General features: G+C 33.8%; 23 protein-coding genes. All 23 read left to right on the top strand.

Annotation, left to right across the window (positions count from 1 at the left end; all coding sequences use genetic code 11):
* Positions 1-148: 148 nt before the first annotated feature.
* The 23 genes from msrB to R6X41_RS04005 all read left to right on the top strand — a co-directional run bounded on the left by msrB (position 149) and on the right by R6X41_RS04005 (position 20,459).
* The gene (gene msrB, locus R6X41_RS04115) at positions 149-607 is read left to right on the top strand and encodes a peptide-methionine (R)-S-oxide reductase MsrB (protein WP_318497693.1); all 459 of its coding nucleotides are present in this window, start codon (positions 149-151) and stop codon (positions 605-607) included.
* Complete coding sequence (gene msrA, locus R6X41_RS04110) at positions 600-1,136, top strand: peptide-methionine (S)-S-oxide reductase MsrA (protein ID WP_318497691.1); 537 nt, start codon at positions 600-602, stop codon at positions 1,134-1,136. The genes msrB and msrA overlap by 8 nt, the downstream gene beginning before the upstream one ends.
* 9 nt (positions 1,137-1,145) lie before the next feature.
* On the top strand, positions 1,146-2,717 hold the full coding sequence (locus R6X41_RS04105) for a protein adenylyltransferase SelO (protein WP_318497690.1): 1,572 nt from the start codon (positions 1,146-1,148) through the stop codon (positions 2,715-2,717).
* A 55-nt stretch (positions 2,718-2,772) separates the two neighbouring features.
* A complete protein-coding gene (locus R6X41_RS04100; RefSeq protein ID WP_318497688.1) occupies positions 2,773-3,294 on the top strand; it encodes a peptide-methionine (S)-S-oxide reductase in 522 nt (173 codons plus the stop codon).
* A gap of 19 nt (positions 3,295-3,313) precedes the next feature.
* Complete coding sequence (locus R6X41_RS04095; RefSeq protein ID WP_318497686.1) at positions 3,314-4,531, top strand: bifunctional alpha/beta hydrolase/OsmC family protein; 1,218 nt, start codon at positions 3,314-3,316, stop codon at positions 4,529-4,531.
* Positions 4,532-4,602: 71 nt separating this feature from the next.
* Positions 4,603-5,748, top strand: a complete 1,146-nt coding sequence (gene egtB / locus R6X41_RS04090) for an ergothioneine biosynthesis protein EgtB (RefSeq protein WP_318497684.1) — start codon at positions 4,603-4,605, stop codon at positions 5,746-5,748.
* Position 5,749: 1 nt separating this feature from the next.
* On the top strand, positions 5,750-6,688 hold the full coding sequence (locus R6X41_RS04085; RefSeq protein ID WP_318497683.1) for an L-histidine N(alpha)-methyltransferase: 939 nt from the start codon (positions 5,750-5,752) through the stop codon (positions 6,686-6,688).
* Between the two features lie 74 nt (positions 6,689-6,762).
* On the top strand, positions 6,763-7,719 hold the full coding sequence (locus R6X41_RS04080; RefSeq protein ID WP_318497681.1) for an aldo/keto reductase: 957 nt from the start codon (positions 6,763-6,765) through the stop codon (positions 7,717-7,719).
* A gap of 108 nt (positions 7,720-7,827) precedes the next feature.
* Positions 7,828-8,202, top strand: coding sequence for a YtxH domain-containing protein (locus R6X41_RS04075; RefSeq protein ID WP_318497680.1), 375 nt, complete (start codon positions 7,828-7,830; stop codon positions 8,200-8,202).
* 24 nt (positions 8,203-8,226) lie between these two features.
* Entirely contained in the window at positions 8,227-8,661 is a 435-nt protein-coding gene (locus tag R6X41_RS04070) for a hemerythrin domain-containing protein (RefSeq protein ID WP_318497678.1), read from the top strand.
* Between the two features lie 164 nt (positions 8,662-8,825).
* The gene (locus R6X41_RS04065; RefSeq protein ID WP_318497677.1) at positions 8,826-9,701 is read left to right on the top strand and encodes an acyl-CoA thioesterase; all 876 of its coding nucleotides are present in this window, start codon (positions 8,826-8,828) and stop codon (positions 9,699-9,701) included.
* Positions 9,702-9,704: 3 nt separating this feature from the next.
* The gene (locus R6X41_RS04060) at positions 9,705-10,394 is read left to right on the top strand and encodes a glycerophosphodiester phosphodiesterase (RefSeq protein ID WP_318497675.1); all 690 of its coding nucleotides are present in this window, start codon (positions 9,705-9,707) and stop codon (positions 10,392-10,394) included.
* The gene (locus R6X41_RS04055; RefSeq protein WP_318497674.1) at positions 10,391-11,605 is read left to right on the top strand and encodes a BaiN/RdsA family NAD(P)/FAD-dependent oxidoreductase; all 1,215 of its coding nucleotides are present in this window, start codon (positions 10,391-10,393) and stop codon (positions 11,603-11,605) included. The genes R6X41_RS04060 and R6X41_RS04055 overlap by 4 nt, the downstream gene beginning before the upstream one ends.
* Positions 11,605-12,141, top strand: a complete 537-nt coding sequence (locus R6X41_RS04050; RefSeq protein ID WP_318497672.1) for a DUF1697 domain-containing protein — start codon at positions 11,605-11,607, stop codon at positions 12,139-12,141. The genes R6X41_RS04055 and R6X41_RS04050 overlap by 1 nt, the downstream gene beginning before the upstream one ends.
* A gap of 4 nt (positions 12,142-12,145) precedes the next feature.
* Complete coding sequence (locus tag R6X41_RS04045; protein WP_318497670.1) at positions 12,146-13,231, top strand: diphosphomevalonate decarboxylase; 1,086 nt, start codon at positions 12,146-12,148, stop codon at positions 13,229-13,231.
* Between the two features lie 71 nt (positions 13,232-13,302).
* Positions 13,303-13,656, top strand: coding sequence for a four helix bundle protein (locus R6X41_RS04040; protein WP_318497668.1), 354 nt, complete (start codon positions 13,303-13,305; stop codon positions 13,654-13,656).
* Between the two features lie 30 nt (positions 13,657-13,686).
* Positions 13,687-14,616 (top strand): mevalonate kinase family protein, encoded by a 930-nt coding sequence (locus R6X41_RS04035; protein WP_318497666.1) that lies wholly within the window; start codon positions 13,687-13,689, stop codon positions 14,614-14,616.
* 47 nt (positions 14,617-14,663) lie between these two features.
* On the top strand, positions 14,664-15,569 hold the full coding sequence (locus R6X41_RS04030; protein ID WP_318497664.1) for a geranylgeranylglycerol-phosphate geranylgeranyltransferase: 906 nt from the start codon (positions 14,664-14,666) through the stop codon (positions 15,567-15,569).
* A 66-nt stretch (positions 15,570-15,635) separates the two neighbouring features.
* Positions 15,636-16,493, top strand: coding sequence for a pseudouridine synthase (locus R6X41_RS04025; protein WP_318497662.1), 858 nt, complete (start codon positions 15,636-15,638; stop codon positions 16,491-16,493).
* A gap of 343 nt (positions 16,494-16,836) precedes the next feature.
* Positions 16,837-18,237: an arginine decarboxylase gene (locus tag R6X41_RS04020; protein WP_318497660.1), complete on the top strand. Its 1,401-nt coding sequence runs from the start codon at positions 16,837-16,839 to the stop codon at positions 18,235-18,237.
* Positions 18,227-19,165, top strand: a complete 939-nt coding sequence (gene speB, locus R6X41_RS04015; RefSeq protein ID WP_318497658.1) for an agmatinase — start codon at positions 18,227-18,229, stop codon at positions 19,163-19,165. Before R6X41_RS04020 ends, speB begins: the two co-directional genes overlap by 11 nt.
* Positions 19,155-20,129, top strand: a complete 975-nt coding sequence (locus R6X41_RS04010) for a deoxyhypusine synthase family protein (RefSeq protein WP_318497657.1) — start codon at positions 19,155-19,157, stop codon at positions 20,127-20,129. Before speB ends, R6X41_RS04010 begins: the two co-directional genes overlap by 11 nt.
* 15 nt (positions 20,130-20,144) lie before the next feature.
* Positions 20,145-20,459, top strand: coding sequence for a hypothetical protein (locus tag R6X41_RS04005; protein ID WP_318497656.1), 315 nt, complete (start codon positions 20,145-20,147; stop codon positions 20,457-20,459).
* Positions 20,460-20,476: the final 17 nt, after the last annotated feature.

Here is a 20,476-nt window from a genome sequence, read left to right as displayed (position 1 = left end):
ATTGTAATAGTATTAACAAGCGATATTTTTATCGGCAACAGGAAATAATCATATTTGTATGTAAGATGGTGTACTTTAAAGAGTCTAATAGAGATATAATAAAACCATCAGTGTTATTTTAAGTACGAATTAAAAGAAAGGAAATAGTATGCTTACATGGAAAAATATAATGGATTTTGCTGTGAATGGCAATCCAGAGCCAGATCGTCGAGTAGAGAAATCTGCAGACGAATGGCAAGAATTATTAACACCACAACAATTTAGAATTGCAAGACTAAAAGGAACTGAAGCACCACATTCTGGAGCACTTTGTAGTGCCCATGAAGCTGGAAAATACGGTTGTGTATGTTGCGATACCTTATTGTTCGATTCTACAATAAAATTCGACTCTAGTTCAGGATGGCCAAGTTTTACTCAGCCTATCCAAGAAAATGCAATTAAGTACGAAAAAGATGTTGCTTTTGGAATGGTTCGCGTAGAAGTTATGTGTAATACATGCGATGCGCATTTGGGCCATGTCTTTCCAGATGGACCAGAACCAAGTGGTTTGCGTTATTGTGTAAATTCGGAATCAATTACTTTAGAGAAAGCAGAAAATAATGAATAATACAAATGAAATTATCACCCTTGGAGGAGGTTGTTTTTGGTGTGTAGAAGCCGTTTTTCAGCAAATAAAAGGTGTAGAAAAAATAGTTTCAGGATATACTGGAGGAAATGTTCCTGGCGTACCAACATATCGTGAAATATGTTCGGGATTAACTGGCCATGCAGAAGTGATTCAAATTACATTCGATACAGATGTGATTTCTTTAGAAGATATTTTAGTCATCTTTTTTACAAGTCACGATCCTACAACATTAAACCGTCAAGGCGCCGATCGCGGTACGCAATACAGATCTGTAATTTATTATCAGAATGAAAAACAGAAGGAAATTGCTGAAACGGTAATAGAAAAAATCAAACCTTATTTTGATGATGAAATCGTAACAGAAGTGAGTGCTTTAGGTACTTTCTTTGAAGCTGAAGATTATCATCAAGATTATTACGAAAACAATAAAACACAAGGTTATTGCACCGCAGTTATTAGTCCGAAACTTGCCAAGTTAAGACAGATGCACGCCGATAAATTAAAATAGATTTTCCAATTGAAGACATTTAAATCACATATAAAAGACACGTTTACAAGCGAACTTCCTGCAGATCCTATTGAAGGAAGTAAAAGAAGACAAGTAGAAAAGGCTTGTTTTTCCTACGTAAACCCGAAGCAGACTAAAAATCCTGAATTGCTACATATTTCAAAAGACATGTTAGACAATTTAGGAATATCTGAAGTAGAAAGTCAGTCTGAAGAATTTTTAAATGTATTTACAGGAAATCAAGTGTTGCCAAATACCAAACCATTTGCGATGTGTTATGGCGGACATCAATTTGGTAATTGGGCAGGACAATTAGGCGATGGTCGTGCGATAAATTTAACCGAAATCGATTACAAAAATCAGCATTGGGCATTGCAACTAAAAGGCTCTGGCGAAACCCCTTATTCTAGATCTGCAGATGGTTTGGCAGTGTTACGTTCTTCGATTCGTGAATACTTATGTAGCGAAGCGATGTTTCATTTAGGTATTCCAACCACGCGTGCGTTGTCACTTTCTCTTACTGGAGACCAAGTGTTGCGAGACGTTATGTATAACGGAAATCCTGAATATGAAGCGGGTGCTATAGTAAGTCGTGTGGCACCAAGTTTTTTACGCTTTGGTAGTTTTGAACTTTTAGCTTCTAGAGAAGATTCAAAAACCTTAAAGCAGCTTACAGATTATACCATAAAACATTTTTATTCGGAATTAGGAGCGCCTTCCAAAGAGACGTATTTAGCCTTTTTTAAAGAAGTTTCGCAGCGTACTTTAAAGATGATTATCGATTGGCAACGGGTGGGCTTTGTACATGGTGTAATGAATACCGATAATATGTCGATTCTAGGGTTAACCATAGATTATGGGCCTTACGGCTGGTTAGAAGGGTTTGATTTTGGTTGGACTCCAAACACTACCGACAGACAACATAAAAGATATCGCTACGGAAATCAGCCAAATAGCGGACTTTGGAATTTATATCAATTAGCAAATGCATTGTACCCTTTAATTGAGGATGTAGAAGCGCTACAAACTATTTTAGATGATTACAAAACGGATTTTGAAACACAGTCTTTAGAGATGATGCGTTCTAAAATAGGTCTTTTTCAAGCCGATGAAGATGATTTTAAGTTGATTCAAGAATTAGAAGATGTGTTGCAGATGATGGAAACGGATATGACGATATTCTTCAGAAATCTATCAAAATTTGAAGATGATAAACCGTTAAACGGATTGCAGATTATTCAAGATGCATTTTATAATCCTGAGGCAAGGACAAAGGAACTTAATGAGATATGGCAAAATTGGTTTCAAAAGTATGGAGCGCGTTTACAAAAAGAATCTTTTTCTTCTGCCGAACGTGCTACTAGAATGAATAGTGTGAATCCAAAATATGTACTCCGAAATTATATGTCGCAATTAGCTATTGATGCTGCTGAAAAAGGAGATTATACATTGATAGATGAATTATTCAATTTGCTTAAAAATCCATATTCAGAGCAAGAAGATTCTCTAAAATGGTTTGCTAAACGACCAGAATGGGCACGGAATAAAGTTGGTTGTTCTATGTTGTCGTGTAGTTCGTAAATCGAATATTTAGATTTAAAACTTAAGAGTTTAAATACTTTACGACCATTTAGTTATGGAATTAAAAACCGAAAATAAAATTGCTTTTGGAGGCGGATGTCATTGGTGTACAGAAGCCGTGTTTCAATCTCTAAATGGCGTACGTCTTGTCGAGCAAGGTTATATTGCTTCAACGGGCGATGCATCTACATTTTCTGAAGCGGTTATCGTTCATTTTAATCCCTTGGTGATTTCTGAAACAGTGCTATTGGAAATTCATCTTCATACCCATAAAAGTACTTCAATGCATAGTATGCGCCATGCGTATAGATCGGCAGTTTATGTGTTTTCTGAAATTCAACATAAAAGCTTGTCCAATCTCTTAAATGGTTTTCAAAAGGATTTTAATAATTGTTTAATAACAAAAGTATATTCTTTTCATGCTTTTAGAGCGTCTCGAGATGCCATAAAAAATTACTATCTTAATAACCCCGAAAAACCATTTTGCGAACGTTATATCGCACCCAAACTTTTGTTTTTGTTAGAACGCTATTCGATCTATTTAAAACAATCAATTCAAACTAAATCTACGCTATAAAAAATTAAAACACCATTTTATGAAAAGTCAGAATCTTGAAATAGTAAATAAAAACGGGGTGAAGCTCCAAGCTTATTTAGAGTTGCCTGCAAACCAAAATCCTAGTTATTTTGCTGTTTTTGCACATTGCTTTACATGTACGAGTACCTTAAAGGCTGTTAAAAATATTAGTAGATCACTAACTAACCATGATTTTGGAGTGTTACGTTTCGATTTTACAGGATTAGGACGTAGCGATGGTGAGTTTTCTGATAGTCATTTTTCATCTAATGTTTCCGATTTATTAGCAGTTAGTGAATATTTAGAAAAACATTATCAGGCACCATCTTTATTGGTCGGGCATTCGCTTGGTGGAGCTGCAGTTATTGTTGCAGCTTCAAAATTAGAGTCGGTTAAAGCAGTGGCAACCATTGGAGCGCCGGCAACTGTAGATCATGTGACACATTTATTTTCGCATGGTTTTGATGAGGTGTCGGAAAAAGGAGATGTGGAAGTTGCTATTGGCGGCAGACCATTTAAAATTAATAAGGATTTTGTAGATGATTTTAGTAAAACGGATTTACCTGAAATAACTAAAGATTTACGAAAGCCAATTCTTATAATGCATGCACCTTTCGATCAAATTGTTCCAATAGAAAACGCCGAAAGATTATACAAAACGGCTCACCATCCAAAAAGTTTTGTGAGTTTAGATCAAGCCGATCATTTGTTGTCTAACGATAGAGATAGCACATATACCGGTGATATGATTGGTACTTGGGTTCAGCGTTATTTTGAACCTAAAAATCATGATATTTTAGATACTGAAGGCGAACAGTTGGTGGCGCATTTAAATCTTTTGGAGGATAATTTTACAACTAATATTCAGACCAAAAAGCATACGCTAATTGCCGATGAACCAACAAGTGTTGGTGGTGATGATTTTGGACCTTCACCTTACGAATATTTAAATTCAGCCTTAGCATCTTGTACTGCGATGACATTAAAATTATATGCAGAACGGAAAAAATGGGATTTACAGGAAGTATTCGTATACATTACTTATTCTAAAAAACATAGTGAAGATTTAAACATGAATCTAGAAAAGCCTGCACAAATAGATTATTTAAAAAAGACCTTGAAATTTGTTGGTGATTTAACTGAAGTTCAAAAAGAAAGATTAAAAGAAATTGCTTCAAAATGTCCTGTGCACAAAACTCTAGTTACAGATACAATTATTGAAACTATAATGGAATAAGCTCTTTTTTTATGCGATACAGTTCAAGCAAATCGCAATAATTAAAGACTTTTATAATTTACTACCAACCTATGTTATTAAAAGCACAATTTAAAAATACTCGTAAGCGATTTAAAAGTATTACAGAGCCCTTGTTAGTTGAAGATTATTCCGTTCAACCTGCTATTTTTGTGTCTCCGCCTAAATGGCATTTAGCACATTCTACATGGTTTTTCGAGCAATTTGTATTGTGTAAATATGTTGAAAGTTATCAGGTTTTCGATGATGATTTCGCGTATTTATTCAACAGTTATTATAACAATGCAGGAAAGCGTGTCTTACGTCCAAATCGAGGATTAATGACACGACCTAGTGTTGAGTCGGTATTTGCTTATCGCGATTATGTCGATAAACATATGGATGCGTTTTTAGATACTGAATTAACAAAAGCGGCTAAAACCACAATAGAACTAGGTATTAATCATGAACAGCAACATCAAGAATTATTCTGCTACGATATTAAATATATTTTAGGAAACCAACCAACGTTTCCTTCAATAGCAAATCAAGTTGAAATTGAAGGAGATTCAAATCCCTTAGGTTTTGTTACTATTTCAGAAGGACTTTATACTATTGGACACGATCAAGATTCTTTTTGTTATGATAATGAGCAAGGTGTACATAAGGTGTTTTTGCAACAGTTTGAGATGAGTACTGGTTTGGTTAATAACTCAGAATATATTGAATTTATTGAAGCAGGAGGTTATCAGAATTTCAATCTGTGGCATGCCGAAGGTTGGGATTTTATACAAGAAAACACAATAGATGCACCGCTATATTGGCACAAGGTAGAGGGCGTTTGGCACTATTATACATTAGATGGTTTTAAACCTGTAGAGGGCCGTAAGCCAGTTATGCATATTAGTTTTTATGAAGCTTTTGCTTATGCAGAATGGAAAGGAATGCGCTTGCCCACAGAGTTTGAATGGGAAGTAGCTTCAGCTCAATTTAATTGGGGACAACTTTGGGAATGGACAAACAGTGCGTATCTGCCATATCCTAATTTTACTAAAGCAGAAGGTGCTTTGGGTGAATATAATGGGAAGTTTATGATTAATCAGATGGTACTTCGTGGCGCATCAGTAGCTACAGTAGAAGGGCATAGTCGATCTACGTATCGCAATTTTTTTCATCCCAATTTAAGATGGCAATTTTCAGGAATTAGATTAGTAAAATAATATGGATACATTAGTAAAACACGAGATTATAGAAGGTTTAACTGCAGAAAAAAAGCATATAGCTTCGAAATATTTTTACGATGATGCGGGTAGCAGAATTTTTCAGGAAATTATGCAGATGCAAGATTATTATTTAACAGATAGTGAATTTGAAATTTTATCACTTCAAGCCGCACAAATTCACCATGCATTAAAATTCTCAGAGCCATTCAATATTATAGAGCTTGGTGCAGGCGATGGATTTAAAACCTTCAAATTGCTAGAATATCTAGTGTCTAAAGGCATTCAATTTAACTATGTTCCTATCGATATATCGCAGGAAGCAATTACGATGTTGTCTTCAAAATTAAAAGAACGTTTACCAGAATTGCATATTAAACCTCAAGTAGGCGATTATTTCGAAATTCTAAAAGAAATGTCTGCTGAAACCATTCCAAATTTATTACTTTTTTTAGGGAGTAATATTGGAAACTATTTAAAAGCAGATGCAATAGATTTACTTCAATTGTTTTATAAAAATATGAATACCGGAGATAAGCTTTTAATCGGGTTTGATTTAAAGAAGAATCCCATAACCATTACAAATGCGTATTTCGATTCTTACGGAATTACTAAGCGTTTTAATTTGAATTTATTAATCCGAATGAATCGTGAATTTGGAGCAGATTTTAAGTTAGACGATTTTGATTTTTATTGTCATTACGATCCCATAACGGGACATGTTAAAAGTTATTTGGTGAGTTTAAAAAAACAAGAAGTCTATTTTAAGGCGCTGGGGGAGTTAGTATTATTCAATCAGAATGAATTGATTTGGACAGAGCTTTCAAAAAAATATGGATTAACAGAAATTGAATCACTTGCAATCACTTCAGGGTTTAAAACTAATAATCATTTTTTAGATTGTAAACATTACTTTACAGATAGTCTTTGGGAAAAATAAATTCAGTTCTGAATTGGAAACTATTCTATAAATTGCTTATCATTTTGTAAATTCGAATCAAATAAAAATTGAAGATGCCAAAACAAACGCAAATAGGATTAGGTCTCGCTGCTATTGGTCGCCCGGAATATATCAATATTAAAAAAGAAGAAATCACGAAGTCTGAAGTTGTATTTAAAGCGAATGCTATGCAGGTTTTAGATGACGCTTATAGTTTTGGAATTCGCTATTTCGATACCGCTCCATCTTACGGAAAAGGAGAACAGTTTTTAATTGATTGGCATAAGTTAAGACAGTATAAAGACGTAAATTTAAGTACCAAATGGGGCTATACCTATATGGCAAATTGGCAACTGGGTTATACCGGGAAACATGAAATTAAATCGCATACGTTACCAAAATTAAAAGAGCAGTGGGAGGTTTCTCAAATACTTTTACCCGAATTAAGAATCTATCAAGTGCATTCTGCAACTTTAGATAGTGGCATTTTTACGAATACCGAAGTGCTACAAGAATTACATCGCATAAAGAAAGAAACGGGTGTACAAATTGGTATTTCTACTAGCGGTACAAATCAGAATGAAATTATTGAAACAGCTTTGAAGATAGAAGTAAATGGCGAAGCGTTATTCAATAGTTTTCAAGTCACATATAATGTGTTCGAACAATCTACATTTAAAATTTTAAAGCAATTATTAAGCGAGAATAAAACGGTGATTATTAAAGAAGCTTTGGCCAATGGGCGAGTTTTTAAAAACGAATCATTTCCTAAATATTCAGAGGCTTATATCTACCTTGGTTTACTTTCTAAGCATTATAATGTTGGAATAGACGCTATAGCTATCCGATTTATTATTGATACTTTACAACCCGATTATGTGTTAAGTGGTGCTTTAACCAGTGATCAGCTTCAAGATAATTTAAAAGCACTTCAGTTTCAATTAAAGAAAGAAGAAATTCATCAGCTTCAAATCTTCGCAGCTCAATCTAAAGCATATTGGGACGAGCGCAGTGCGTTAGAGTGGCGTTAAGATAACATCTTATTTATACGGTCAATTTTAAAATGATTAGAGTCAATTGGATCTATGCTTCTAACGTAACTTTGTAGTATTAAGTTTAACCATTAAATAAACAATACTATGAATAATTCAGGAAATACAATTTTAGGTGTTATAGCAGGAACCGCTTTAGGAGCAGCAATGGGAATATTATTTGCTCCTGACAAAGGTAGTAAAACACGTAAGATGATTGCAGAAGAAGCAGAAACAAGAAAAAATAAACTTGCAGACCAAGCTTCAGAACTAGCAGATGCCGTTGCTAAAAAGGTTAATGTTAAAAAAGGAACTTTAGAGGAGCAAATCGAAAGCATTCTTGCAGATACAAGTAATAAATCTCAAGAAGTTATTGATGCTCTTGAAAAGAAATTAGAAGTTTTAAAAACTAAGAATAGACATTTTATGAAAGATGTTGAGTCTAAAACAAACGGAGCAAATAAATCAAGTGCTACAGTTTAATTAAAACCTTTTAATTTTTTAGATATGACTATTTTTGAAGCCATAAGACACGATCATGATATTCAGCGAGATTTACTCGATAAATTGGTACAGACCTCAGGCGATACAAAAAACAGGGACGAGCTGTTTAAAGCGGTGAGAAAAGAATTGGAAGTTCATGCAAATGCAGAAGAGCGCCACTTTTACAAGCCTTTAATCTCTACAGATATGATGCAAGAGCATTCTAGACATGGAATTGCCGAACATCATGAAATCGATGAACTTATCGAAGAACTTGAGGATACGGATTATGATTCGTCTGCGTGGCTTAAAATAGCAAAAAAATTAAAAGATAAAGTAGAACATCATTTGGAGGATGAAGAGCATACGTTTTTTCAATTGGCAGGTAAAACCTTGTCCGAAAAGCAGAAAACGTCGCTTGCTTCAGATTATGAAACTTATATGAAAAAGAATAGGTGATTTCAGGTTGGTTAGTAGCTTATTCTAACACCAAATTGTGTATTAATTTACACGATTTGGTGTTTTTTTTTGTTTAAAACATCTTCATTTATCACAAAAGCCAATTAAAGTGATACTTTCAAAAATCATTTTAATAATTTTGAAATTCATAAATCCCATTTTATATGAAGTTTGTAAACGAGCTATTAGAACTTTTAGATTTAAAATCTATAGATTCAGTGCATTTTGAGGGATTGAGCAAAACCATTGGAAGTCCACATGTTTTTGGCGGTCAGGTTTTGGCACAAGCTGTAAATGCTGCTTATAGAACCATTACAAACGGACGTATTTTACATTCGCTTCATGCCTATTTTTTGGAAGCTGGAGACTTAAATGTTCCTATTATTTTTAATGTAAATGAAGTTCGAGATGGTGGTAGTTTTTCTACACGTCGTGTTTTAGCAAGCCAAAATGGGAAAGCGATTTTTATTTTAGCAGCCTCTTTTCATAAAGTAGAAGACGGTTACGACCATCAAATACAAATGAATACGGAGTTAAAGCAGCCCGAAGACTTACTGAGTTGGAGTGAAATGTTAGAACAATACGGAAGTGTTTTGCCAAAAATAACGAAACACTTTTTAGAAATCGAGCGACCTATAGATTTTAAACCTGTCGAGGTTATAAATCCATTTAAGAAAGAAAATTTGCCACCATATTCTAATGTTTGGTTTAAACTTAAAAATCCGCTTCCAAATGCCGATTTGGCTACAAAACAACAAATTTTAACCTATATATCCGATTATAATATTCTAGCAGCGGCCTTATTGCCTCACGCCAGTAAAGCTCATTTTGGAAATACTCAAATGGCCAGTTTAGATCATTCAATGTGGTTTTTTAGAGATTTTAATTTCGACGACTGGATGTTGTATTCTATAGAAACACCTAACGCCTCTGGCGCACGTGGCTTCGCTAAAGGGAATATTTTTTCTCGCGATGGTAAATTAATTGCGTGTGTTGCTCAAGAAGGTTTAATGCGACCATTGGTTAAAAAATCTGAGTAATAAATGAAATCCAATTGTTTAGTTATGGGACATCGCGGAGCTAAGGCCTATATCGCTGAAAATACTTTAGAATCCATTCAAAAGGCATTAGATTTTAATGTGGACGGTATAGAAATTGATGTGCATTGTTGTGCTTCAGGTGAGTTGGTTGTGTTTCATGATTTTACTTTAGATCGCATGACTAATGGTGAAGGTGAATTGGCAAAACAGACGCTTTCTGAATTAAAGGCATTGAAAGTTGATGGTCAGTTTTCTATTCCGACTTTAGATGAGGTTTTAGATTTAATTGATAGAAAATGCATCCTAAATATTGAATTGAAAGGAAAGTATACTGCGGCAGCAACTTGTAAAACGATTCAGAACTATATTGAATATAAGAGTTGGCAATATTCAGATTTTTTAGTGTCCAGTTTTCAGCACCACGAATTAGAAGATGTATATAAAATTGATAAAAATATTCCGTTAGGCGTGTTAACCAAAGCGAATATGATGGAAGCGATAGAGTTTGCCGAAACTGTAAAAGCAAAGGCGATTCATCCAGGTTCGGCAATTGTAACACGAGATAATGTAAAGTTTGCACAGAGTAAAGGTTACGCGGTTAATGTGTGGACGGTTAACGATGAAGCAACCATAAACCGAATGAAAGATTATGGTGTAGATGCCATAATTTCTGATAATCCAGATATAGTATGAAAGAATATAATGTGATTGTCGTTGGTGGTGGAGCTGCAGGTTTTTTTGCAGCTATAAATATTGCTGAACAAAATCCGCAATTAAAAGTTGCGATTTTAGAACGTGGGAAAGATGTTTTAGGAAAGGTTAAAGTGTCTGGTGGCGGACGCTGTAATGTGACGCATGCTGAATTTGTTCCGCAGGAATTAGTAAAGTATTATCCGCGTGGTGAAAAAGAATTATTAGGTCCATTTCATCAGTTTATGACGGGTGATACCATGGCATGGTTTGAAGAGCGTGGTGTGGAGTTGAAAATTGAGGAAGATGGACGCATGTTCCCGGCTTCAAATTCATCACAAACAATTATTGATTGCTTTTTGTTTGAAGCGAAAAAACATAAGGTTGAAGTGTTAACGAATCATTCGGTAAAATCAATTTCTAAAATTGAAGAGGTTTGGCAAATAGAAACCAATCATGGCGATTTTAAGTCAGAACACCTATTGGTTGCCACAGGAAGTAGTCCGAAAATCTGGAACGTTTTAGAAGGCTTAGGACATACTATTTCTCAGCCTGTTCCATCTTTGTTTACCTTCAATATAAAAGATAACCGACTTAAAGATATTCCCGGCGTTGTCGCTCAGAATGTAGAAGTTAAAGTTTTAGGAACCGATTTGTATTCCGAAGGGCCTTTGCTAGTGACGCATTGGGGATTGAGTGCACCTGCAATTTTAAAACTATCCGCTTTTGGAGCCTTAGAATTAGCAAAACGTGATTATAAATTTGATGTGGAAGTCAATTTTGTAAAGCAAAGTCTCGAGGATGTTTTAGACCATTTGAAACAAGTGAAATTAGATTCGGCCAAGAAAACGGTTTATAAATTTCCGCAATTTGACTTGCCGAAACGCTTATGGCAACAATTGGTTTTAGCTTCAGAACTTACGGAAGATAGCCGTTGGGGAGATATTAATAAGAATCAGTTGGAGGGTTTGGCGAGTCAGTTATCTCAGGCTACCTTCAAAGTAGATGGTAAAAGTACGTTTAAAGAAGAGTTTGTAACGGCTGGAGGAGTCGATTTAAAAGAAATCAATTTTAAAACTTTTGAAAGTAAACTTCATAAAAACCTGTATTTAGCAGGAGAAGTGATAAATATCGATGCGGTGACTGGTGGATTTAACTTTCAGAATGCCTGGACAGGAGCTTTTATTGTGGCTAAAGCAATTTCTAAAAAATAATGAATACGTACATCGCTTTATTACGAGGTATAAATGTTTCGGGTCAGAAAAAAGTACCGATGGCAGATTTACGAGAACTCATGGCTAATCTAGGTTTCGAAAATGTGAAAACGTATATACAAAGTGGGAATGTGGTGTTTCAATCTTTAGAAGAAAATCAATCAGTTTTAGAATCTAAAATTTCAGAAGCTATTTTAAACGTTTTCGGATTTGAAGTGCCCGTTTTGGTTAAAAGTGAATCGGAATTTCAATTGATTTTCGATTCTTGTCCGTTTTCAGAAGTACAAAAAGAAACAAGTTATTTTACACTTTTAAGAGACATTCCAAATCAAGGTTTAGTTGAATCTGTTTCCGAAGAATCTTATAAAGATGAAATATTTGTCATTTCAGACTCCTGCGTGTATTTTCATTCAGAACACGGTTACGGAAAAGCGAAATGTAATACCAATTTTTTTGAGCGAAAATTAAAAGTTTCAGCAACCACAAGAAATTTTAAAACGATGCAGAAGTTGTTATCTTTGTGCTCAGATTTATAATGTCATGACCGAACAACAATTTATTCCTCAAACATATTCTAGCGCTAAAAGCGAAGGAACAGTGTCTTGGGAATCGCCAAGTAATATTGCACTTATAAAATATTGGGGAAAGAAAAAGGACCAAATTCCTGAAAACCCATCAATTAGTTTTACGCTTAATGCGTGTAAAACAACGACTGTTTTGTCGTATTCTAAAAAAGAAACGACTTCAGATTTCGATTTTAAAGTCTATTTAGATGGTGAACATAAACCTGACTTTCAACCAAAAATTAAAACCTTTTTTGAACGTGTGTTCGTGTATTTACCATTTTTAAGGGATTATACTTTTAAAATTGAAACATCAAATACCTTTCCTCATAGTTCTGGAATTGCATCGTCTGCTTCTGGAATGAGTGCGTTGGCGTTGTGTTTAATGAGTCTGGAGCAACAGCTTCAGCCTGAAATGACGACTGAATTTTTCAATCAAAAAGCATCATTTTTATCACGACTAGGTTCGGGTTCTGCTTGTAGAAGTATTGAAGGTGATTTAATTGTTTGGGGAGAAAATAAAACGGTTGAAGGCAGTTCAGATTTATTCGGTGTGAAATATCCGTATGCGGTTCATGAGAATTTTAAAGGGTATCAGGATACTATTTTATTAGTCGATAAAGGAGAGAAGCAAGTGAGTAGTACGGTTGGTCATAATTTAATGCATGGACATCCGTTTGCCGAGCAACGTTTTGCTCAAGCTCATGAAAATCTAGCCCATTTAAAACCGATTTTAGAGTCAGGAGATTTAGATAAATTTATAGCGCTTATAGAGAGTGAAGCTTTGACGTTACATGCGATGATGATGACGAGTATGCCATATTTCATTTTAATGAAACCAAATACATTGGAGGTGATTAATAAAATCTGGGCGTTTCGGAAAGAAACCGGTTTACATATTGGATTTACTTTAGATGCAGGTGCGAATGTACATGTGCTATATCCGAAAGCAGAAGCAGAAGCCATTTTGGAATTCATAAAAGCAGAGTTAGCTAGCCATTGCCAAAACGGACAATTTATTTGCGACGAGATAGGTTTTGGAGCGAAACAACTTCGTAATTAATAATGAATAAATAAAAATTAAGAGGTGATAATACGTAATTAAAAGTGTAAATTATGCTTTAATTATATGTTATGAAACAAAATATTGTTAAGAATAAAAGTTTTGTTTTTGCTGTTGAAATTGTAAGTCTTTATAAAAATCTGACATCGAATAAGAAAGAATTTGTAATGTCGAAACAGCTTCTAAGGTCAGGGACTTCGATTGGAGCTAATATTAGAGAAGCTGAATTTGCGCAAAGTAAAGCTGATTTTATACATAAATTATCAATTGCATTAAAAGAGGCAAATGAAACAGATTATTGGCTAGACCTGTTGTTTGCTGCGAATTATCTGTCTAAAAATGAATTTGATAGCTATAAAATAAAATCTCAGGAAATGTTACGATTATTAATTAGTATTGTGAAATCATCTAAAAATAATTGTTAACTTTGCACTGTTAATTTTTAATTAAAATACGTGAAAGGACCTTTATTTTATTCTAAGATTTTACTTTTTGGCGAATATGGTATCATAAAAGATAGCAAGGGATTGTCTATTCCTTATAACTTTTATAATGGAGCATTAAAAATGTCGGATACCCCTACTGAAATTACTTTAAAATCTAACGAAAGTTTAAAACGTTTTGCTGCATATTTGGCGACTATTAGTGCCGGTTTAGTGGTGTTCGATTTAAATACTTTGAATAGCGATATAGATGCTGGGATGTATTTCGACTCATCTATTCCTCAGGGTTATGGTGTTGGAAGTAGTGGCGCTTTAGTTGCCGCGCTTTATGACAAGTATGCTCAGGATAAAATTACAGTTTTAGAAAATTTAACTCGTGAAAAGCTTTTAAAGTTGAAAACCATTTTCTCTGAAATGGAATCTTTCTTTCACGGAAAATCTTCGGGTTTAGACCCTTTAAATAGTTATTTAAGTATTCCTATTTTAATCAATTCTAAAGATAATATTGAAGCTACAGGTATTCCTTCGCAAAAAAGTGATGGAAAAGGTGCTGTATTTTTAATAGATAGTGGTATTGTTGGAGAAACAGCTCCTATGGTTCATATTTTTATGGAAAACATGAAGCAAGAAGGGTTTAGAAACATGATTAAAAATCAGTTTGTAAAGCATACAGATGCTTGTGTAGACGATTTCTTAAAAGGAGATATGAAGTCGTTATTTAAGAACACCAAACAATTATCTAAAGTCGTTTTAAATCATTTTAAACCTATGATTCCACAACAGTTTCACGACTTATGGAAAAAAGGTTTAGAAACTAACGATTACTATTTGAAACTTTGTGGCTCTGGAGGAGGTGGTTATATTCTTGGTTTTGCTGAAGATTTTGAAAAAGCAAAGCTGGCACTACACGGTCATAAATTAGAAGTTGTTTACAATTTCTAGTCGGTAAGAACAGTCGTTTTTTATTCCATCTCTCTTAATATTTAGCTATGTTCTCTAGAAAACATAAACATATTTTATTGAAGTTTTTCAGTATGTTTTCTGTGGTTAGAGGATATAATGTGTTAATGGTTTTAGGTGCGCAATACGTTACAGCCGTTTATATTTTAGCTCACGAAAAATCTGTGCGAGAGGTTGTTTTCGATATCAATTTATTGATGTTAGTTTTGGCTTCTTCGGCAACAATTGCGGGCGGATATATTATCAATAATTTTTACGATTCTGAAAAAGATTTAATAAATCGCCCACAAAAATCGATGTTAGATCGGTTAATTAGTCAGAATACCAAACTTTCCTTTTACTTTGTTCTTAATTTACTTGCTATTATTATGGCGAGTTATGTGTCTTTTAAAGCCGTTATCTTTTTTGCGCTGTATATTTTCGCTATTTGGTTTTATTCACATAAATTAAAAAAGATGCCTTTTATAGGGAATTTAACTTCTGCTATTTTAACGATTACGCCATTCTTCGCCATTTTTATGTATTATCAGAATTTCGAACATGTTATTTTTGTACATGCTACGTATCTGTTTTTAATTATTTCAATGCGAGAGCTGACAAAAGATTTGGAGAATATTCCTGGCGATCTGGCCTTAGGTTATAAAACGATTCCTATTGTTTACGGCGAAAAATATTCTAAAATAATGCTTACCATTTTAGCGTTGTTAACATTAATTCCTGCGTATTTTTTATTGACGAGATACGATATAGGTCATATGTATTACTTCTTTTATTTTACAATGATTTTGCTGGCCATATTTCTAGTATTATTATGGAACTCTAGTTCTAAAAAACACTATTTAATTCTTCATAATATTTTAAAATTCATTATTTTTTCTGGTGTATTAAGCGTGCTTTTAATTAATGTAAATTTGGTGTTAAACCGACTTTTTTAAAAGGATTTACATAAAAATATGAAATCGTAAATTATAGTTTATCTTTGCACAAAATATATATTTCAAATGAACAAGCAACAAGGCGGCAGTAAAAAAGGAAAAGCTTCAGGACGTGGATCGGATAATTCACGAAATACAAGTTATGCAAGAGGAAATGCGCCTATTAAAAAACAGGACGTTACGAGTAAACCTAAACAGGTTGTTAAAAATTCGAACCCTGACGAAATCCGTTTAAATAAATACATTGCCAATTCTGGTATTTGTTCTCGTCGCGATGCAGATATGCATATTGCAACAGGTTTAGTGTCTGTAAATGGTAAAGTTGTAACCGAAATGGGTTATAAAGTGAAGTTGGCAGACGAAGTACGTTTTGATGGTAGTCGAGTAAATCCAGAGAAGAAAGCGTATGTGTTATTAAATAAGCCAAAAGGTTTTGCAACAACAACTAGCGAAGGTAAAGGGCGTACGGTAATGGATTTAGTAGCAAATGCTACATCTTCAAAAATAAAACCAATCGGACGTTTAGGAAGAAATTCTCTAGGGTTAATTTTATTTACTAACGATGAGGATATTGTAAATAAATTTACAAACTCTAAAAATGGAGTGCCAAGATTATTTCATATCGAATTAGATAAAAACTTAAAGCACGAAGATTTTAAGAAAATTCAAGAAGGTTTTAAGATTGAAGGGAAGCTAGTTGCTGTAGAAGAAATTAGTTATATCGACAAAGGTTCTAAAAAAGAGATTGGTTTAAAAGTTAAAAATACAGGAAGTACAATAATTCGTTCTATTTTCGATTACTTGAAATACGAAATCGAAAAGATAGATTGCGTAAGTATTGGACAGCTTACTAAAAAAGATATTCCACGCGGACATTGGAAGCACTTAACAGAACAAGAAATCGTAAATCTTAAAATGCTGTAAATCAGATTTTAAAAGTTTTTCAAAAAAATCGAAAAAAATCTTTTTTTTTCGATTTTTTATAGCACATTTGTACAAGCAATTAGCTGAACATAATGAATAGTGTTTATATGTTCGGGCTTTTGAAACTTAGGAAGTTATACTCAAAAGCAGCTTATAAGATGAGCAACCGAATTTTAGAGCTAACTTCCGCATACTCCATCGTTAAAAGCCAACATGTGTTTGGCTTTATTCCCACAACCCAAAGTCAAATACAAATTTGATAAATAGTTAACGTTTTTAATTTTGCTACACGGATAACTCTGTGTAATTTAATTTTTTTATTTAACTATGACATCAAATAACTATGAATACTAAATACATTGATTTAATAAATCAATCCTTTTATTTCCCACAAGAAGAATTTAAATTAGAAGATAAAACACTTCAATTTCACGATATAGATTTAATGAAATTGGTTGAAGAATATGGTGCACCTTTAAAGTTTACCTATTTACCACAAATTTCAAATAATATTACCCGAGCTAAAGGTTGGTTTAAAAAAGCCATCGAAAAGAATAATTACAAAGGGGAATATAACTATTGCTATTGTACAAAGAGTTCGCATTTTAAACACGTTTTAAATGAAGCTTTAAAAAACGATATTCATATTGAAACGTCTTCGGCTTTCGATATTGATATTGTTGAGAATTTAAAGAAAGAAGGTAAAATTACAGATAACACTTATGTAATTAGTAACGGATTTAAACGTGCGCAATACATTACAAACATTGCCAGATTAATTAATAACGGCCACAAGAACTGTATCCCGATAATAGATAATTACGAGGAAATAGATTTGTTGTCTCAAGAAATTGATGGAAAATTTAATGTTGGTATTCGTATTGCTTCAGAAGAGGAACCAAAATTCGAGTTTTACACTTCACGTTTAGGAATTGGATACAAAAACATTGTCCCTTTCTATAATCGTCAGATAAAAGATAACGAAAAAGTTCAGCTTAAAATGCTACACTTTTTTATCAATACAGGTATCCGTGACAATGCTTATTATTGGAACGAATTATTAAAATGTTTAAAAGTTTATACGGCGTTAAAGAAGATTTGTCCATCTTTAGATAGTTTAAATATTGGTGGAGGATTTCCGATTAAAAATTCATTAGCATTCGATTTTGATTACGAATATATGGTTGATGAAATCTTAAATCAAATCAAAACGGTTTGTGAAGAAGAGGAAGTCGATGTGCCTAATATTTTTACCGAATTTGGTAGCTTTACAGTTGGTGAAAGTGGTGGGGCTATATACGAAGTGTTATACCAGAAACAACAAAATGATCGTGAAAAATGGAATATGATAAACTCATCTTTCATTACAACATTACCAGATACTTGGGCCATTAATAAACGTTTTGTAATGCTACCAATTAACCGTTGGTACGAAAGTTACGAACGTGTATTATTAGGTGGTTTAACTTGTGATAGCGACGATTATTATAATAGTGAACAGCATATGAATGCGATTTACTTACCAAAATATAATAAAGACAAACCATTATATATAGGGTTTTTTAATACTGGAGCATATCAAGAAACTATTGGAGGATTTGGAGGTTTACAACACTGTTTAATTCCATCGCCAAAACATATTTTAATAGATAAAGATGCTGATGGAAACATCACCACTAAATTATTTGCAGAACAACAAAAAAGTGAAGACTTACTTAAAATTTTAGGTTACAATGAGCAATAAAACGTATGCTGGGATTCCTGAAAATTATGCAAGATTAGAAACATCTAAAATTGTTTTAATTCCAGTGCCTTATGATGGGACAAGTACATGGCAAAAAGGAGCAGATAAAGGGCCAGAAGCCTTTTTAAATGCTTCAGAAAACATGGAAACTTACGATATAGAAACCCAAACCGAAGTTTACCAACAAGGTGTGTTTTTGGCCGATGCGGTTACTGAAAACAGTTCGCCAGAAGCTATGGTTGATGCGGTTCATCAAGCCACTAAAAAATATATTAAAAAGAATAAATTTGTGACCCTTTTTGGAGGTGAACATTCTATTTCTATAGGTTCGATTAGAGCATTTAACGAATGTTTTAATAACTTAACCGTGTTACATATAGATGCGCATGCCGATTTACGTAAAACCTATCAGGGTTCTGCATGTAATCATGCCTGTGCCGTTTATGAAGCGAGTCAGACCACGAATTTAATCCAAGTTGGCATTCGTTCTATGGACGTTAAAGAAACTACGGTTATGGATCCTGAAAAGACGTATTTTGCGCATGAGTTGGCAGCCAACGAATTTTGGATGGATAGCGCCATAGATCAAATGACAAAAAATGTATTTATTACATTCGATTTAGATGCTTTAGATCCGTCTATTCTACCAAGTACAGGAACTCCAGAACCAGGAGGATTGTTTTGGTACGAAACCTTAGATTTTTTAAAGAAAGTCTTTGCAGAAAAGAATGTTGTAGGATTCGATATTGTAGAACTTTGTCCGAATGCGACAGATAAATCTTCAGATTTTCTTGCTGCAAAATTATATTACAAAATGTTGAGTTATAAATTTATGGGTGAAAACATAGAGGATGATTACGACAATACATTCGAGAGTAAAACACAAAAAAATAACACATCAAAATTCGTAGAAGACGATGAGTACTAAAGGAGCAATTTCAAACTTTATAGAAAAGTATTATTTACACTTTAACGCAGCGGCTTTGGTTGATGCAGCTAAAGGGTATGAAGATCAATTAAACAAAGGTGCTAAAATGTTAGTGTCTTTAGCAGGAGCTATGAGTACTGCAGAGCTAGGTAAAATTTTCGCAGAAATGATTCGCCAAGATAAAGTGCAAATTATTTCATGTACAGGAGCCAATTTAGAAGAAGATATCATGAATTTGGTAGCACATTCGCATTACAAACGTGTTCCTAATTACCGCGATTTAACACCTCAGGATGAATGGGATTTATTAGAAAAAGGTCTAAATCGTGTAACCGATACGTGTATTCCTGAAGAGGAAGCATTTAGACGTTTACAAGAGCATATATTCAAAATTTGGGAAGAAGCAGAAGCTAAAGGTGAACGTTATTTACCGCATGAATATATGTACAAAATGTTGTTGTCTGGTGTTTTAGAAGAGCACTACGAGATCGACTTAAAAGATTCTTGGATGTATGCAGCAGCAGAAAAAAACCTACCTATTATCTGCCCAGGTTGGGAAGATAGTACAATGGGGAATATTTTTGCAAGTTATGTGCTTAAAGGTAAATTGAAAGCGAGTACTATGAAATCTGGAATTGAATACATGACATTCCTTGCAGATTGGTATACAAATAATTCTGAAAACGGAATTGGATTCTTCCAAATTGGAGGAGGAATTGCTGGAGATTTTCCTATTTGTGTAGTGCCTATGTTATACCAAGATATGGAACGTCCAGAAACACCATTCTGGAGTTATTTCTGTCAGATTTCTGATTCTACAACAAGTTATGGTTCGTATTCTGGAGCAGTTCCAAACGAAAAAATAACATGGGGAAAATTAGATATTGACACCCCTAAATTTATTATTGAAAGTGATGCAACTATAGTTGCACCATTAGTTTTCGCCTATTTATTAGATATGTAATCCCCTTTATAAAAAATGAAACGAGTAATAGTAGACTACCAAAAGCTAAATGAAGATATCTTAAACCTTCTAGTAGAAAAATTTCCTGATGGTTATGATGATGCAGATATTATTTCATTCAGAAATGCAAAAAATGAATTAGTAGAAGCTGTCGAAGTTAAAACCGAAGACACGATTTACTTGGTAAAAGTAGGCGTGCGTTTAGCTCAGGCTATGGAAAACTATATTGAAGACGATGTTGAAGACGATGTTGATGTAGATTTTGATGAAGTAAAACCAGAAGATGCTGAAGCAGTAGAAGAAGAGGATGAAGATGATGATAACGATTAGAACTATATTAAAATAAA

This window comes from Formosa sejongensis (assembly GCF_033447105.1).
Classification (GTDB): Bacteria; Bacteroidota; Bacteroidia; order Flavobacteriales; family Flavobacteriaceae; genus Formosa.
Note: the sequence above shows the minus strand (reverse complement) of the source record. Positions and strands in the feature narration are given on the sequence as shown.